Here is a 16,498-nt window from a genome sequence, read left to right as displayed (position 1 = left end):
GTAAATAACTATTTATTCTTGCGCACCGTTATTGATCCAGTCGTCAATAAGGGTCAAAATCGGAGATGATACTATTTCTTTTGAGTGATCGTATCCCCAGGTTGAACTAATAGTGGTATTCAATAATGTGTGCAATACGCTTTCTTGCGCACTGCCCGGCTTGACGAGTAACATGCCATCTACTTTCTTCGACGGGCGGTTGACCAGTGCCTCGTAACTTTTGCCTTCTGTCAGATACAGGTTGGCTGCTGCCGAACTACTTCCGCCATGACAGTGTGCGCATGTCGTATTAAATACTTTTTCTTGAATGCCATGGTACATACCTACATTTACAGTTCCCACATCCATAAGGATGGTGTCGTCAACTGCTGTAAGGTCGTCCATTGACTGAAAACTGATAACTCGTTTTCTCAATTTATTAATAACGCACAATTCAATAGTGGTTACTTTATCACTGACTCCTGTCATCGTAACCTGGATCTCATCATCTTCGACCGCCGGAATTGTTTTGGTGACAACGGCATACTCGCTCTCATCATTGAAGCCTGCCACTACAACACTATAACCATCGGGCCATTTACTGATACCATTGATCTTACCGCTCATCTTCAGCGTGCGTCCTTCTTCTGATAGGGTCTCTGTCTTTTCGTAAATACGTCCGTCATCGCATGATGTGATATATGCCAATAACAGTAGATAACCTCCGAAAAGAATGTATTTTTTCATAAACAAATCCTTTCTTGTGCTATTTAGAATGTATACTGAAGTAGAATACTGGCCGAATGTACTGCCAAACCTAAATCGTCGTTATCCCGATCAAGTTGGGTATCATGACCTTTACGGGCAATATACTGGTACATCGCTTGTAACTTCAGATTACAGTTCTTGAAAAAATAGTTCATACCCACGGCTGGCATATTTAGAAAACCATTGGTGTCCATTCCGTTACGGTTGAAGAAATCATAGCGTGCAGCTGCTTGCAGACGGGGGGCAACGAAGTAACCACCTTGTACATAGCCGCCCAGGTAATTATATGACTCGGAAATCTTTTGTCTTTTTGTGAAGCCAACATTCATATAATAGACTTCAGCACCCAGGTAAAGTTTGTTCTTTAGCATTGCAAACTCCAATCCGGCACGATAATCATTGGTACTTTCATTTTCACTTTCTACATTGATAGAGGTAGAAATACCAAACATGATTTTGTCTTCATTCAGCCTGTTCGGATTTCCCTGTGTAGCGGGCATCACTCCTTTAGGCATATAGGTGAAACGTCCGGCGTACAGTAAAGACGGAATGTGCCAGTCATCACTAAATGTTTTTGTTGCTGTATTTACCGCTGCACCCGTACCGTTGAATAAACCGATTTCATACCCGAATTTATCAGCTACCAAACCGTGAATCTCTACACCTAAATCGAATCCGGTGCCAATATTGGGTGTTACCGCATTCAAAGAATAGGGGAGGATAACGGGAGCAGTCAGTGATACTGGCAAACTAGGTAACAATGTTTCTCCCAGTGTTGTCAGGTAGGCATGTGAAAACGGAGTTTTGAATTTACCGACCCGGATGGCAAACTGCTTTTTCAGTTGAACATCAAACCAGGCTTGTTGAAGTAATGCGCCTCCACTGGCTGCCGCATTTATGGAAAGGTTGAAAGATACTTTATCGAAAGCCTTTCCGGTGAATCCGAGTACGGCGTAAGGAACTGAAAATCCGGAGTTGGCTATGTTATCTTGATTGTATGCTTTATCCAGTCCTTCATCGTCGTACCAATTGAAGTTTGCACTGGTCTGTACGAGCAGATAGGGTTTGAATACAAAATCTCCTTTCTTGGTTTCGATAGTGAATCCTTCTCTTCCAGCTAATGATACTACACCATTTTCTGTATCTTCTTCATGTTGTGCCATAGCGGCCAAAGGCATTATGGCAGTCAGCATGGCAATGATTATAAATCTCTTCATAATTACTTTATATATACTACTTTTAGTTTAAAGTGAATTTAAAAATGCAATCAGCGCATCCCGGTCTTCCTTACTCATATTCTTAAATAAGTTCTTTGATGCTTCTCCTTCTCCGCCATGCCACATGATGGCTTCTGTCAGATTGCGGGCACGTCCGTCATGCAAGAAATAAGTATGTCCGTTGACCTTTTCTTGTAAGCCGATTCCCCAAAGAGGGGTAGTACGCCATTCGTTTCCACGTGCCAGCCCGCTTATATAGTTGTCGTTCAGTCCGACTCCCATAATTTCAGAACCCATATCATGTAATAGATAATCAGAATAAGGGTGAATCGTTTGACCGCCTAACCACGGGAGTTGAGTATTATTTAATAAAACACTACCACGTGTCTTAGTGTGTAAAGTGGTCACATGACAGAGATGACATTTGGCTTTATAGAAGTTCTGTTCCCCTTTGATTACTTGCGGATCGTTTACATTACGCCGGGCGGGAACACCAAGACTTTGCATATAGAGATCTACGTTTTCCATCTCTTCTGTGCTGACATCCAGTTGGTCGTAAGAAAGCCCCATCATGCTACCTTGGTTTACTTGTATTTGTCCTTCACAGATTTCTTCCGGATAGCGGCTGTTGGTAACGCCCATATCACTGGAGAATCCCAATTCTACAGTTAAATCGGCATGTTGAGCTTTGTTGCCGGACAATCCCAGACTTCTCACTCCGCGTTCGGTGATGTAATTACATCGTCCGCTGATTCCATATTCGGGATAATTACTTTTTGCTGCAAGTGCTTCAATTTCAACAGGATCTAGTGCCATCATTTGCCCCATGCCTACATGGCGTAATGGAATACGTACGGTACAAAACAAATCTTCCGGTTTGATTTCTTCGGCATACCATTCAGATATAGTATAATTGGGTTTGCAAAGTGTGTAGGCTTCTCCATCAGGGAAAGAAAATGTCTCGTAAGTGTATTCCACAGACAGTTTGCCTTCCGGTTGCACTCCATAGATTGCCTGGTCATGAAGCACACGTCCATAATCTTGAAAGAAAGCTCCGTTTTTACGGGATATGTAGACTAGCATGGAAGAGAATCCATAGCTGCCCGATCCACCCTCTGTCCATAAAGAGGGTTTGGTACGTCCCGCATTCCGGTGGCAACTGCCGCACGAATAACCGGCATAAACGGGACCAAGTCCGCCGCCATGACCGTTGTTACTTGTACGTACATCGTCATATAGTCTGTCACCTCGGGTGAAACGTACATCGTATGCTCCTGTTATCCAATCTGCAGGCGTGTCATAAGCAACAGACGAATTCAAGAAAATAGTTGATGTTCCGGCTGATAGAGCATAGCCCTCCGGAATCTCGATATCCAATATGTCAATTCCGTCATCATTACAGGCAGAGCATGCCAACAGGCAAAAGAAAGAGAATGAATATTTTAGAAAGTGATTCATTGTTTATTGACTTTGTTTCAATAATATGTTTTAAACATACCAAAGAAGTAAAGGTGGATCATTGAATTCCAACCTTTACTTCTCAATAATATCTTAGCTAAGATAAAGCTTTATTGTACTTTACGTGGTTCACCGTTTTTGTAGAGAAGGAATTCCAATGTGTGGAAACCGCGTACATTTTGTGCCGATTCGACAGCAGCTTCATCATCACCTTCACTCCATTCGAGATCGCTCCAACTTTGAGAATTCAGTATTTGTACAATAGCATTCTGATCCAAAGGCCAGCTGTCCATGTTAGGATCAAGTCCCATTTCGTCTACCGGACCGAATAAGAAAGCTTCGCTCTTTTCCCATGGTTCACGGGCAGTGATCCAAGCATCACAAGCTGTTTCAAAAGCACTATTTGACGGATTGTCTGCAAGGGCTATTACTGCATTGTAGAGAGCGTCATTTTTTTCTTTCAAACTTTTGTAGGTAGGCACTACTACTGCATCTACATATTGTGTTACTACAGGATTAAGTACTGCGTCCGTATTGATATTGTTGCTATTATTTGCAATATAGGATTTTAAGTCATTCTTCAGTATACTTTCCAGCTCTGCACAAGCATCCATAGCTGCTACCGTTTCGTTACTGGGAATATGATTACGGAAAGGTTGCGGAATATCCTGAATGGCTTTTGCCGCTTTTTGGATAGCATTCTTTATCTTGGTATCTAATGATGAATTAGCACCGGCGATAACAGTAGATAAAGAATTAGCATTTATATTACCGTCTAAAGAACCGTAATATGCATTCCGGATGGAATAAATGTTATTGGTATAGTCATCACGAGAATGCCAGCTGTACCAGGATTCCACAGCATATAATGCTTCTTCAGTATTTCCGGCTTTATACAAGTTGTATGGGTCACCAATTTTGGCAGTACCGACTTCATTGGCAATTTCCGCGCATTTATCCACGATTTCTTCCACACAGCTCAAGGCGCTTGCGTAAGGAGAGCCACTATGAGCCTTGAACAGGGAAGCATAGCTTTCACCTCCTTTATAGCTTGAATTCCATGCGTTGTAGAGATTGGTTGCATCTGTTTTTAGAAGTGCTGCTACATTTCTCATGTAGTTATGCCAGCTTGATGCGTTTTCAGGAGTGTAATCAATATTGGCAGGATCTACTGTTGGGTTGTCATCATCACTGCTGCAAGAAGTTGTTGTGAATGCTAATCCCAATATTAGGGCTGCAACATAAAAGAATTTTGTTTTCATCATATAAAAATTAAATAATTGATTATTTGTTATTTCTTAATAAACCATCCTATATAGGCAATTCCAATAGAAAATTCGTTTTCACTGTTGTATGACTTTGATACGCCAAAAACTTTATTTGTACCAATCTGGCGGGTTGCATAGTCTGCTTTTATCACTAAGTTTGGCAAAGCGTACCAATTTAATCCCGCTGTCCACATACTTACTTGGCAACGTTTTTCCATCGTTTGCCCTTTTTCCCCTTTCTCTTGTGGGTTGTAGTATTCATAGCGGGCAAATGGATAGATTACCGGAATCTTTTTATTGCCTCCGAAGACCGAGCGGATATTAATGCCGGCTTCTGCTGCATAACTTACGGCATTCTTCGCTACCGGAGCCAGACGGCTGTAAGGCGATTTATTGGATAATTTGACATTTGCCTGACTTACTCCTAATGAATTTCCTAAATTTCCATATAAGATATTACCGCGTGCCGTTACATATTTATTGCGATACTGTGCATCTGCGGTGAAGATTCTTATCGGAATTTTTCCATAGTTTGCATAAGTCTGTTCTTTATCAGAGTTGGCTCCTGCATCTGCACAATAATAAAATGATGCACCTACACGTAAACCGGGAACTCCTTTATAATCTAAACGAAATACATACGCGGGAGAAGTGAAGTTGTCTTCCTCAAAGATTCCCTGTTTGCCACTACCTACCCATGTGTTACGATCGAATCCATTAGGATTCAGGCCTGCTACCACCATAGCTTGATAATCGAAGCTTGCATACCCTTTTCCGAAAGAACCAAAGATTTCCAGACCATTTTCATGCCAGGTAGAAGGCAAAAGGCTTGTTTCACCTTCCGGGCGTGAAGTTCCGAAGAAATTGATCGGTTCATGGTGTGCGTTAGTCAATCCTACCGGAACAATAATATGTCCGGCACGTACATTGAGGGAGCGGTGAATTAAACGTGTGATGTGAAATTGTTCGATAGCTACTTCACCTCCTTTTTCAACTTCTGTTTCGTATTCACCGTTTTCGGTGTTTTCTAATTCGAAAGCTGTACCTGTTCCACCAGATTCGAACTCAATCTCTGCACCGAGTATCCATTTGGAATTGAACTTATAATCAAAAGCTAAAACGAAACGGGGAATTGAAATGGTATTCCTGTTTTTCTTTGGATTACCATCGTTTCCTCCATAGAAACGGTTGATGCCATAATCTTTAAAATTAGCGACCATTTCACTGTATCCTCCAAAACGGAATTTTGTATATTCTTCTGTAGAAGAAGAATTACTACTTTTGGAAATTTCTTTTGTCTCCTGTGCTGGAATTGTAAGAGAAGGTAGGAGACTAAGAATAACGATTGCTGTTATTTTTCTCATCTTTTTAATAATTTTATCGGCTGCAAAGTTAGATTAGGTTAAAAAATGTGGCAATACCTAATATTAGGCATAGTTGTTTCTTAAATTCAGTATATGTAGGTAATTTTAATCTAAAGAGTAAAAAAAATATAGTAGTAGATAAAATAAAACAGACAAATGTGTATTTCAGTATGATAATTTTTACTGATATACACCTTTGTCTGTTGTTAGTGTGTAGAGTTGTCTTTATTATTTCATAGTGTCACCGATTTTGTTTGTAATTGAGCGAATCGTTTCTTCTACAACCAGTTTCCTTGAGTATATCTACCATCAGGAAACTACCTTTTCAGAAACGATTCAACTCAGACAAACTACATACAAACAAAGCTAAACTTATGCTAAGGTTATCGCTTAAACTGCCATCTTTATACCTTCTTTTTTACTGCAATATCGTTTGCATTGCTGGCAAAGGTCATATCCCAGCATGGCTCCTAAAATAAAATCTTCTTCAGCAGTCAGTTGGTTTAAAGGACGGATGATGATGTGCCGCATGGCTTCCATACATTCTGCCTTTCCAAAAAACAGGTTGATTTTATTGGTACCTACTTCCTGTATCATATAACTGATCTTTTGATTTTTCAATCGGCGGATGGCAAATTCTTCGTGCTCTTTACTCATTGTGTAAAGTACCATGTTGCGTACGCCTTTCTTAAACTCATAAATATGATTAAGAAAAATTCGGATTTCGCCGGGGATGATTCTTTCAGTTGCCATGATGCAAAGTATTCTTTTTATGTTAAGGTAAAATTAGCTAATTTCTTGTTTCACTTGTTCGGCCCATGCGCTGATACGTTCGTCTGTTTTGCTATCTTCGTTGACTTCGTCAAGTGGAAGACCTACAAACTTACCGTCTACGACGGCAATGGAAGAATCGAAGGTATAGCCTGCAGTATCTGTTGCTCCACAGAATTTGCAGTGGGTATCTTTCAGATCTTCATAAAGAATACCTATTGCGTCACAGAATGTGTCGCTATACGAGTCAGAGTCGCCGCAACCGAACAAGGCTACAGATTTGTGGGATAAATCACACTTCTTTAAAACTTTTACTCCATCGTACCAGTCGTCTTGAAGTTCGCCTGCTCCCCATGTGGAAGAGCCGAGCACCAATACGTCATATTCATTGACTAATGCCTCTGTTAGCTTGGATACATCAAATACATCTGCCGATGGTACATCTAATTTCTCTGCAATTCGACGGGCAAGGTCTTCTGTTGTTCCTGTTGTGGAACCATAAAATACACCAATTTTATTCATCTTTGATTCGTTTTTAAATGTAACGCTGCAAAGATAGAGGGTCTTAAAGAAATAGGAAATCCCCATTTATAATGGAAGATTTGTCTCCTTCTCATTATAAATGGGGATGTATGGAATAAAAACTGTCGATATTTTTAATGGTGGAACAAGCGGATGCCTGTAAATGCCATTGCCATATTGTATTTGTCGCAAGTTCCAATCACATGATCGTCACGTACTGACCCGCCCGGTTGTGCAATATAGCTGACGCCACTCTTGTGTGCGCGTTCTATATTATCTCCGAATGGGAAGAATGCATCCGATCCTAAAGCTACGCCTGTCATCGTATCCAACCATGCCCGTTTTTCTTCGCGTGTCAGTATTTCCGGCTTTTCAGTGAAGAACTGTTGCCAGATGCCGTCTGCCAGTACGTCGTCATAATCTTCCGAAATGTAAACGTCAATCGTGTTATCACGGTCTGCACGACGGATTTTTTCAATCCACGGCAAGTTCATCACTTTCGGGTGTTGGCGTAAATACCAGATATCTGCTTTATTTCCTGCCAGGCGCGTACAGTGAATACGTGACTGTTGGCCTGCGCCAATACCGATTGCCTGTCCGTCTTTGGCATAACATACAGAATTGGATTGTGTATATTTTAAAGTGATTAAGGCAATGATTAAGTCGCGTTTTGCATCAGCCGGGATTTCCTTGTTCTGCGTAGGCATCTCTTTCAAAAGACTTTCATCGATCTTCAATTCGTTTCTTCCTTGTTCGAAAGTTACTCCGAATACATCTTTATGTTCGATAGGAGCCGGGCGGTATGCAGGATCTATCTTTATTACATTATAGGTTCCTTTTCTTTTATTCTTTAGAATCTCCAGTGCTTCGGGAGTATAGTCAGGAGCAATGACGCCGTCGGATACTTCACGGTTGATGATGCGTGCTGTTTCTTCGTCACAAGTGTCGGATAATGCGATAAAGTCTCCGTAAGACGACATACGGTCTGCTCCACGTGCACGGGCGTATGCTGTAGCCAATGGAGATAGTTTCATGTCATCAACAAAATAAATCTTCTTCAGTGTGTCGCTCATTTCTACCGCAACAGCAGCACCTGCAGGGCTGACATGTTTAAAAGAAGCGGCAGCCGGCAGTCCGGTAGCTTCTTTCAGTTCTTTCACTAGTTGCCAACTGTTGAATGCATCCAATAGATTGATATAACCGGGACGTCCATTCAATACTTCGATGGGGAGTTCGCCTTCTTTCATGAAGATACGGGCAGGCTTTTGATTAGGGTTGCAGCCGTATTTCAGTTCGAGTTCGTTTGCCATTTTATTAATTACAAATTACGAGTTACTAATTACAAATTGATAGCGACAAAATTACTAAAAAAAGACTAGCTTGCCTAAAGTTACGCTACAAAATAGTAGCATATAATTAGTATTTGGCTATTTCCGGCGAATTAAAATACCTATAAATGATGATTGCATTTCAGCAAAATATTCCGTTCCTTTGCAGTCTCTAATATAAATAGGTATGATGGATAATTTACAAAAATATAAGCCAACTGATAAGATGATCGATCTCATCAGCGATAATTATTCTTTGTTGCAAGTGATGAGTCGTTTTGGGCTTTCGTTGGGGTTCGGTGACAAGACAGTCAAGGAGGTGTGTGAACTGAATGGAGTAGACTGCCGGACCTTTCTGATTGTAGTCAACTTTATGGCTGAAGGCTTTTCCCGGCTCGATGGAGATAAAGATGATATTTCCATACCTGCATTGATTGATTATCTGCGGCAGGCACATATTTATTTTCTGGATTTTTCTCTTCCCGCTATTCGTCGTAAATTGATCGAGGCAATCGACTGTTCGCAAGACGATGTTGCTTTTCTCATCCTTAAGTTTTTCGATGAATATACACGAGAGGTGCGTAAGCACATGGATTATGAAGAGAAAACCGTATTTAAGTATGTCGATTCATTGATTAAAGGAGTTGCTCCCAAAAACTATCAGATCAGTACATTTTCCAAGCATCACGATCAGGTAGGGGAGAAATTGACAGAACTGAAAAATATCATTATTAAATATTGCCCTGCCAAAGCAAATGAAAATCTTCTGAACGCGGCTCTTTTCGACATATATGCTTGCGAAGCCGGACTGGAATCTCATTGCAAGGTTGAGGACTATATTTTTGTTCCTGCTATTCTGAATTTGGAAAGGAGGATTAGGGAAAATGAAAAATAACGAAGTAGTTCGAATAGCTATTGCAGAGACCTCTGTAATTATTCGTGGTGGGTTGACTGCTGCATTGAAGCGTCTTTCTAACGTAAAAGTACAACCAATAGAATTACTGTCTGTTGAAGCTTTGCACGATTGCGTCCGAACGCAATGTCCCGAAATGTTGATTGTCAATCCTACTTTTGGTGATTACTTTGATGTAGCTAAGTTTCGAGAAGAAATATCCGGTAAAAGAATACGTTTAATAGCGTTGGTTACTTCTTTCGTAGATGCTTCATTATTGGGTAAGTATGATGAGTCTATTTCGATATTCGATGATTTGGAAACTCTTTCTAAGAAAATTGCAGGTTTATTGAATGTGGTTTCCGAAGAAGAAGAGATGGATAATCAGGATACGCTTAGCCAGCGGGAAAAAGAAATCGTCATCTGTGTGGTGAAGGGAATGACAAATAAGGAAATAGCGGAAAAGCTTTTTTTGTCGATTCATACGGTGATTACACACCGAAGAAATATTAGCAAAAAATTGCAAATACATAGTGCTGCCGGTTTGACTATCTATGCTATTGTAAATAAGCTGGTTGCATTGAGCGATGTGAAAGATTTATAGCCTGCGGAAGTGTTATAAAATATAAAACCGTTTGCGTACACGAAAAATATTCGTACCTTTGCAAAGCAGTTGAGAAATTGCTGTTAGTTTATAAGGTAAAAGAAAATATTAAATAAGGTATTAGATTAGACAGTTTAAGGTATTAAAAGTTTTTTAGTTTAGTTCAATAGGATAAGTTTTTAGTAGAAGGTAAAAGGATAACAATAGGTAAGACGTTTTTAGGTAAAAAGAAGATTAGTTTTCAGGAAATTTGAGGTACTATGGAAAAGCCTTTAGGCTTTTCTGATGCAGTGGCGAGTGGTTCTATAAAAAGAATTAGCTCGTTTTTTATTTATATGGGATTTAAGTCTGTGGATTGGATTAAGGTAATAAAAAACAAAATCCCGACGAAATCGCTTCGGCGGGACTCTATTTCATTTTTTACTTAAATGTGGCTACGTAATAAAATTATGACTAATTAATTCAATTCTGATACTGCAAAGATAATGCGTTTCAGAATGTGTCACAATCACCTTTATGAGGTATATTCTGTAGCTATTCTCACTATTTATGGTTAGTAGCAGGTGTTTTCTCTACTTTTTTCCACTCTTTAGTCTCGAAATCGTATGTTTTTATGATTCTTGCAGGGCATCCGGCACATATTGAATAGGGTGGGACGGAATGACTGACTACACTTCCGGCGGCCACTACGCAATGTTTCCCTAAAGTTACTCCCGGTAGAATGACCGAATTGGCACCTACCCATACATCATCTTCGATGACAACAGGCAGTGTGCTGACACCTTGTTCGTCAATCATCTTTTCTGCATCCTGATAATTATGGTTGAGTCCTGTGACCGTTACATTCTGTGCCAGGTTGACATGATTGCCAATATTAACCGGACCTATGATTGTGTTTCTCAATCCGATGCGTGTATAATCTCCGATTGTCAAGTCGCCAACTGCATTATTCAGACAAGAGAAGTCTTCGACAACAGAATATTTACCCAAAGAGAATCGGTTGAAAGGAGGGAGGTCTTTGCGTACACTCCGATAGATGACAGAACCCTTTCCGCGTTTCAGGTATATGAAATCGAAGAGCCGTATCCACCAATTAGGGCGAGTTTTAACGGGGTGCATGATAAAACGATGTACAGCCTGTTTTAAGCCGGGGTTTTCTTTAATTCGCTGTTTAAGTGTTTTCTTCTCCATATTGAATGTTTTTTCTTCTTTTTGTCCTCTACCAGATAATCAGGAATTGCCAGGCTATAAGTGATTAATAGACCGAAAAGTGCAATCCACCATCCGAATGATAAGGTCCAATTATATACGGTAATCAACGAAGTCCAAATACTTACGAAGATACATAATTTAAGTGGAGAAGGCGTTAATTGTTGTACGATCCGGTTGCAGAAACTCCAGTTTCCTTCAAATATGGAAGGGAGTAAGTAGGAAGTTGTTTTCCGGATACGTTTACGGTAAGGACAGGCGGGTGCGGACTGGCAATAAACAATCACATCCGGCAAGTAGTCAATGTATATATTCTGTCGGAATAATTTTCGTTCGATATTAGTCTTAGAACTTTTCATGTTCTTTTGCAGCCATTTTAGGTCGATTGCCATATTAGTCCCCAATAAATTGGATGACAGTCCGAATTGTGTATTGCCGGCTCTACAGAGGCTGTTTTTTATTTCCTCACGTATAGCCCGGAAGCGATTACGGATGCCTTTGCGGTTTTCTACTATCGTATGTAGTTGGATGGCTTGTACACCGGCATCATAGGCATTATATATCTTATTCAGGAATTGCGGAGATAAAGCGCATGCTGTATTGGACAGGAAGAGAACCAGATCATATCGTTCCTGATCTAAACTGTTGATTGCCTGATATAGATCGCTGTATGTGATAAACTCGTACTCTTCTTCTTTATACACATCCGGAAGAATACTTCCCTCCGGAACGAGAATGGCACAACCATATTCCTTTTGAGCCTTCGGGTAGGTGATATGTTTGAAATGTGAGGCTATGGCCATCACAAAGAGGTATAGGAGCAAAAGCCCTGTACAGAAGAATACCAGATCATCTATTATGTAGATATAAGAGTCTATCATCTGGAAGGAGATTATACGTTCTCTTTTTGAATGAATGCAGTAACTGTTTTCAGAATAATCTTTATATCCAACCAGAAAGAGAATGTCTTTGCATAGGTGATATCCAATTGCTTGCGTTCTTCAGCAGAAAGTTTACCGGCTTCGCCTCTTTTCTCTACCTGCCATAAACCGGTCAATCCGGCCGGACCCATGAAACGGTCGATGTGTTCATCGCTTGTCAGCAACTCGGCTTCATAGAGTGGGAGAGGGCGGTTGCCTACTATTGACATATCCCCTTTTAAAATATTAATAAGCTGGGGTAACTCGTCAATACTATATTTACGTATAATACGTCCAATCTTAGTTATTCGAGGGTCATTTTCCAGCTTAACGAAAGCATTGCTTTTTTCCTTGGACTTCTTGTTTATGTAGTCTTCTTCGGAGATTACGAAATCGTCAGATATCAAGAGGATTTCTTCTTCATCGATTTCTTCATTCACTTCCGCTTCCGGTTCTTCTCCCCAAATATCCTCATCTTCCTGCTGATATTGGTTAAGGGCATTGAAATCCTTTAAATGCTTGTCTGCATCAGTATACATCGAACGGAATTTGAGGAAGTCGAATATCTGATAATTACTCCCTACGCGCTTGGATTTGTAGATAATAGGACCCTTACTTTCTATCCGGATAGCTAGTGCAGTAAATATTAAGAGAGGAGAAAGACATAATATCGCCATTCCTGAAAAGAAAATATCAAAAGTTCTTTTCCATAAAGGCAGGCGGAAAGCATTTATATTTTGTGCTTTAAGTTGAAGTGCCTTTATTTTCTGATCTTTTCTTCGTTTAAGGAAAGTTGATAAATCTTTTAAAGCCTCCTGGCTTGTTTCATATTTTATCGTATTGTTGATACCGGCTTTAAGATATTCGGATGCTTCTTCCTTAGATAAGGAGTCGATAACGAGTACCATATAAAGCCCCGGATACTTTTTACGCATGTATTGGATATCTGCAATATCTTTGGATATGTTCACTTGTTCGAAAAATAGAGCTGCGTCATATTTTTCGCGTATTTTCTCCAATACTTTGACAGCTTTGCTACAATTGGGTGCAGCATAGAATACCCCAATACTTAGTCGGGAGAGTAGTTCTATTGTTTTGCTATCTCTGCCTATATAAACAAAATATTGCATGTGTAGAAGACCCGGTATTAGTCAATAATCTTTTTGATTCGGATTTTGAGTTCCAAAGGGTTGAATGGTTTCAGGATATAGTCTTCTGCTCCCTCTTCCAATAGTCTGATTCTTTCCGTTGTACTTTCCTCACTGGATAACATAACGATAGGAATTGACTTGAATAATTCATTGTTCTTCATGTATCTTAAGAATTCATCCCCCATCATGAGAGGCATACGAATGTCTGAAATAATGAGGTCAGGTACATTGCCTTCATTAAGCCATTCTATTGCTTTGATGGGATCTTCCAAATAGGTAAAATCATACTCTTTTCCTAGATACACACCGGCCACTTTTCCGATTGTCGATTTATCGTCGACTAGTAATATTTTTTTCTTCATACGAATAGACCTTTCTATCGCTTGCTTTGTTATTTGATTTATAGATTAAGATTGTTGTCACATAATATTTGTGATACACTGCAAATATAGATATTATTTTAGAATAATCCCCAATCAGGAGAGTAAAATTCGTGATATATCTTTTTTTTCTATTAATTGCAACTTACAGCATCTTAATGAAAAAACACGGATTCCATAAAAACTGGAATCCGTGTTAAAGATTAATTGTTAGGCTTATTTATATACTCTTGATGAATCAAAAGTTTTCCACCATTCTTCATTCTTAGTACCGCCACTGGTCACCCAACTTTCGAATAACGAGTAAGCTGATTTGATATTCACATATTCCAAAGGCCATTTGAAGTCTGTCGGAACCATGATTCCCCATGCCAGGTTATCTTTGCTGATGTAATATCTCTTGCGGGAAGTAGAACTATCGTCGTTGTTGCCTCCGAACAAGTCGGTATTTGCCAACTTAGTTGGTTGATAACCGACAATATGAATCTCCTTACGCTGGTTTCTGTTTCCTTCTACGAAAATGAAAACATTCAGTTTATTGATATTAAGCTCATCCACAGAGATAGGATTGCTGAACTTTATAGTGAAACTGATATTTTTAGGACTCGTATTGGCAGAGTGACCTGCAATCGTATTGATCTGTTCGTAACGGTCTCTTCCCAATGCTTTGTGAGCATCGTCAAATAATGGAATAACCGCATAGTCCTGTCCGTTCTCAATCAGATTACTATTCACATTGAAACCTTTAAAAAGAGAGTTGTCACTGAATTCCACCGGCTGCGTAATGGCACTGGCAGGAACACCGTCCAGCATGATAGCAGCTCCAATACTCTTGGTAGCTCCGGCAGCCGATAAATCAAGACTTAACGTGAACTCTTCTGCCTTATTGCTCTTATTGATGGAGATCTTTCTTTCCTTGATAATCAGAACAAGGTCGTTCATATCGTAATCCCCATATAAAGGACATTGGTCTTCAAACAGATAAGCATAATTGCGATTATCATCCATGATGATCGGGAACTTAGGATCTTCAGGATCTCCTCCTTCATTTCCACCATTTTTAATTCCTGTACAAACATCGATGATGACTTTAGAGTCTCCCATTTTGGTGAAGTATGCGCCATTCAGTACATGGAAGTTTTCCCACCATTGGTTCTTTTCAACGTGGCTGTCACATTCAATAACCAAATTTCCATCATATGTGAAACCTTGTCCGGTGATAACCGGTGATTTTATCATAGAAGTATTTTCGCCTTTTCCATAAAACTTGGCATAACCGGGAGGTATGCTGATACTTGTCGTAGCATCCAGCATAGAACCATCACTTAAATTTACTGTTCCATTAACAAACTCCATTTTAGGAGCTTTCAAATATCCTTGAGTAAAGTTAAACGTCGCTCCGTTGGCATAGAAAGAAGTCGTTGCTTCCATGCTACAAGCGTTGTTGACAGTCGTATTGGTGAGACTGATGGTTGTAAACTTCATGATGTTGTTGTTGGTAGCAACAGCGTCGGAATTTGCAATTAATTTCTCTCCATAAATCTCTCCGTTATTTTCCAAAGAGAAATTAGACGGCAGATTTAATTCTCCTTCCAAACTGATTTTATTGTCATTTACAATTTTCGTATTGGAATTGATTGAGATATTCTTGCTGGTTATGGTTCCTTTGTTGTAGAGTGTTGCACCGGAATGTAGTGTCATTGTGTTCGCTACAGTCAGTGCACCCCAGTTTCTTAATGCAGCAGGCGCTCCATTGGTGAATGATATATCCTCTGCATTCACTTCTCCCTTTTCCATAATGGTCAACATGGAGTTTCTAATGAACGTCATGGTTCCTGATGCTTCAATTTTAGCATTATTCATCACAATGATTTCAATACCGTTTTGGAATTGGAATGTTGCGGGAATCGTCCATTTAGCATCTACATAAACTTTGGTTGCAATTTCACCGTCATAACCGTCAAACTTGAATGTGCCGGCATAGTCAGAGGTGATTTTGTAAGAAGCATCACGCAGCAAAGTGGTTCCTGACATTTCAGTCACTTCTTTTGCATTAGCAGGTATGGAATAGTAATCCGGCTTTTCAAATGAAAGGCCTCTTGTAGCAGCGGCACGACTCATCAACGCTCTATTTTGTGCAGTAGATCCTGCATAATAGAGTTTACAGGTAATATTATCACTGTTTTCCGGCACATCGAACTGATATACCTGTTCACGTCCTCTAGGGTCGGTTTGCTTCACATAAATACCCTTTTGAGTTGGCAGCAGACTGACAGCGGTTGTAAATTTAAAGTTGTTTTCTTTATTAGCTGTCCTTGCAGCGAGCACGGAAGCGCTTTCATTAGTCAAAGGATCTTCTGCATATATTTCAACTAAATAAGCAAATAGTCCTCCTTCTTCATCTTTCACTTCGACCGAGACATTTTTAGTGGTTATCATGTTCCAATCGATATCATCGGGAGCAGCAAAGCCATCTCCCATCGGGTTAGGTGTTTCGTAAGACGGATCATAGAGATCCTTTCCAGAGTCAACACAACTAGACATAGTACCTGCCATCGCTATTGCAATGATGGGTACAAATTGAATTGTTTTCTTCATCATAATGTATTATTGCTTGATTGTTTGTAACCAAATCCATCACAAAAATAACTGCATATCTTTTATTGG

Annotated in this window: 15 protein-coding genes; 2 read left to right on the top strand and 13 right to left on the bottom strand. The window is 39.9% G+C overall.

Going from position 1 to position 16,498, the window contains the following annotated elements; all coding sequences use genetic code 11:
- Positions 1–12 precede the first annotated feature (12 nt).
- The 8 genes from KQP79_RS13890 to KQP79_RS13855 form a co-directional block, all read right to left on the bottom strand.
- Positions 13–726, bottom strand: a complete 714-nt coding sequence (locus KQP79_RS13890) for a hypothetical protein (protein ID WP_004300128.1) — start codon at positions 724–726, stop codon at positions 13–15.
- A gap of 23 nt (positions 727–749) precedes the next feature.
- Positions 750–1,964: a porin gene (locus KQP79_RS13885; protein WP_004303732.1), complete on the bottom strand. Its 1,215-nt coding sequence runs from the start codon at positions 1,962–1,964 to the stop codon at positions 750–752.
- Between the two features lie 27 nt (positions 1,965–1,991).
- Complete coding sequence (locus tag KQP79_RS13880) at positions 1,992–3,422, bottom strand: di-heme oxidoredictase family protein (protein WP_004300126.1); 1,431 nt, start codon at positions 3,420–3,422, stop codon at positions 1,992–1,994.
- Positions 3,423–3,532: 110 nt separating this feature from the next.
- On the bottom strand, positions 3,533–4,687 hold the full coding sequence (locus KQP79_RS13875) for an imelysin family protein (RefSeq protein WP_008776579.1): 1,155 nt from the start codon (positions 4,685–4,687) through the stop codon (positions 3,533–3,535).
- 26 nt (positions 4,688–4,713) lie between these two features.
- Positions 4,714–6,054 carry a hypothetical protein gene (locus KQP79_RS13870; RefSeq protein ID WP_008776580.1) on the bottom strand — a complete coding sequence of 447 codons (1,341 nt, stop codon included), beginning with the start codon at positions 6,052–6,054 and terminating at the stop codon, positions 4,714–4,716.
- 390 nt (positions 6,055–6,444) lie between these two features.
- Positions 6,445–6,807, bottom strand: a complete 363-nt coding sequence (locus tag KQP79_RS13865) for a DUF2023 family protein (RefSeq protein WP_004300123.1) — start codon at positions 6,805–6,807, stop codon at positions 6,445–6,447.
- 33 nt (positions 6,808–6,840) lie between these two features.
- Positions 6,841–7,347 (bottom strand): flavodoxin FldA, encoded by a 507-nt coding sequence (gene fldA, locus KQP79_RS13860; RefSeq protein ID WP_004311873.1) that lies wholly within the window; start codon positions 7,345–7,347, stop codon positions 6,841–6,843.
- Between the two features lie 134 nt (positions 7,348–7,481).
- The gene (locus tag KQP79_RS13855) at positions 7,482–8,657 is read right to left on the bottom strand and encodes a phosphoribosylaminoimidazolecarboxamide formyltransferase (protein ID WP_004303728.1); all 1,176 of its coding nucleotides are present in this window, start codon (positions 8,655–8,657) and stop codon (positions 7,482–7,484) included.
- Between the two features lie 208 nt (positions 8,658–8,865).
- Here KQP79_RS13855 and KQP79_RS13850 point away from each other — a divergent pair, with 208 nt between their 5' ends.
- Together KQP79_RS13850 and KQP79_RS13845 are read left to right on the top strand one after the other, a co-directional pair.
- On the top strand, positions 8,866–9,570 hold the full coding sequence (locus KQP79_RS13850; RefSeq protein ID WP_008651739.1) for a hemerythrin domain-containing protein: 705 nt from the start codon (positions 8,866–8,868) through the stop codon (positions 9,568–9,570).
- Positions 9,560–10,171, top strand: a complete 612-nt coding sequence (locus KQP79_RS13845) for a helix-turn-helix transcriptional regulator (protein WP_004300118.1) — start codon at positions 9,560–9,562, stop codon at positions 10,169–10,171. Before KQP79_RS13850 ends, KQP79_RS13845 begins: the two co-directional genes overlap by 11 nt.
- A 543-nt stretch (positions 10,172–10,714) precedes the next feature.
- Here the strand turns inward: KQP79_RS13845 and KQP79_RS13840 are convergent.
- The 5 genes from KQP79_RS13840 to KQP79_RS13820 all read right to left on the bottom strand — a co-directional run bounded on the left by KQP79_RS13840 (position 10,715) and on the right by KQP79_RS13820 (position 16,432).
- Positions 10,715–11,362 (bottom strand): acyltransferase, encoded by a 648-nt coding sequence (locus KQP79_RS13840; protein WP_004303727.1) that lies wholly within the window; start codon positions 11,360–11,362, stop codon positions 10,715–10,717.
- Positions 11,314–12,261, bottom strand: coding sequence for a glycosyltransferase family 2 protein (locus KQP79_RS13835; protein ID WP_004317854.1), 948 nt, complete (start codon positions 12,259–12,261; stop codon positions 11,314–11,316). Before KQP79_RS13835 ends, KQP79_RS13840 begins: the two co-directional genes overlap by 49 nt.
- Positions 12,262–12,272: 11 nt before the next feature.
- A complete protein-coding gene (locus KQP79_RS13830) occupies positions 12,273–13,430 on the bottom strand; it encodes a sugar transferase (RefSeq protein ID WP_004300115.1) in 1,158 nt (385 codons plus the stop codon).
- A 17-nt stretch (positions 13,431–13,447) separates the two neighbouring features.
- Positions 13,448–13,813, bottom strand: a complete 366-nt coding sequence (locus KQP79_RS13825) for a response regulator (RefSeq protein WP_004300114.1) — start codon at positions 13,811–13,813, stop codon at positions 13,448–13,450.
- Between the two features lie 234 nt (positions 13,814–14,047).
- Complete coding sequence (locus tag KQP79_RS13820; protein ID WP_234120628.1) at positions 14,048–16,432, bottom strand: LruC domain-containing protein; 2,385 nt, start codon at positions 16,430–16,432, stop codon at positions 14,048–14,050.
- Positions 16,433–16,498 lie beyond the last annotated feature (66 nt).

The sequence above is a fragment of the Bacteroides sp. DH3716P genome (assembly GCF_025914115.1).
GTDB lineage: Bacteria > Bacteroidota > Bacteroidia > Bacteroidales > Bacteroidaceae > Bacteroides > Bacteroides ovatus.
Note: the sequence above shows the minus strand (reverse complement) of the source record. Positions and strands in the feature narration are given on the sequence as shown.

Bases quoted from the DNA above. Each gene is read 5' to 3' on its own strand.
- KQP79_RS13890 (WP_004300128.1), bottom strand. From the start codon at position 726: ATGAAAAAATACATTCTTTTCGGAGGTTATCTACTGTTATTGGCATAT.
- KQP79_RS13885 (WP_004303732.1), bottom strand. From the start codon at position 1,964: ATGAAGAGATTTATAATCATTGCCATGCTGACTGCCATAATGCCTTTG.
- KQP79_RS13880 (WP_004300126.1), bottom strand. From the start codon at position 3,422: ATGAATCACTTTCTAAAATATTCATTCTCTTTCTTTTGCCTGTTGGCA.
- KQP79_RS13875 (WP_008776579.1), bottom strand. From the start codon at position 4,687: ATGATGAAAACAAAATTCTTTTATGTTGCAGCCCTAATATTGGGATTA.
- KQP79_RS13870 (WP_008776580.1), bottom strand. From the start codon at position 6,054: ATGAGAAAAATAACAGCAATCGTTATTCTTAGTCTCCTACCTTCTCTT.
- KQP79_RS13865 (WP_004300123.1), bottom strand. From the start codon at position 6,807: ATGGCAACTGAAAGAATCATCCCCGGCGAAATCCGAATTTTTCTTAAT.
- fldA (WP_004311873.1), bottom strand. From the start codon at position 7,347: ATGAATAAAATTGGTGTATTTTATGGTTCCACAACAGGAACAACAGAA.
- KQP79_RS13855 (WP_004303728.1), bottom strand. From the start codon at position 8,657: ATGGCAAACGAACTCGAACTGAAATACGGCTGCAACCCTAATCAAAAG.
- KQP79_RS13850 (WP_008651739.1), top strand. From the start codon at position 8,866: ATGGATAATTTACAAAAATATAAGCCAACTGATAAGATGATCGATCTC.
- KQP79_RS13845 (WP_004300118.1), top strand. From the start codon at position 9,560: ATGAAAAATAACGAAGTAGTTCGAATAGCTATTGCAGAGACCTCTGTA.
- KQP79_RS13840 (WP_004303727.1), bottom strand. From the start codon at position 11,362: ATGGAGAAGAAAACACTTAAACAGCGAATTAAAGAAAACCCCGGCTTA.
- KQP79_RS13835 (WP_004317854.1), bottom strand. From the start codon at position 12,261: ATGATAGACTCTTATATCTACATAATAGATGATCTGGTATTCTTCTGT.
- KQP79_RS13830 (WP_004300115.1), bottom strand. From the start codon at position 13,430: ATGCAATATTTTGTTTATATAGGCAGAGATAGCAAAACAATAGAACTA.
- KQP79_RS13825 (WP_004300114.1), bottom strand. From the start codon at position 13,813: ATGAAGAAAAAAATATTACTAGTCGACGATAAATCGACAATCGGAAAA.
- KQP79_RS13820 (WP_234120628.1), bottom strand. From the start codon at position 16,432: ATGATGAAGAAAACAATTCAATTTGTACCCATCATTGCAATAGCGATG.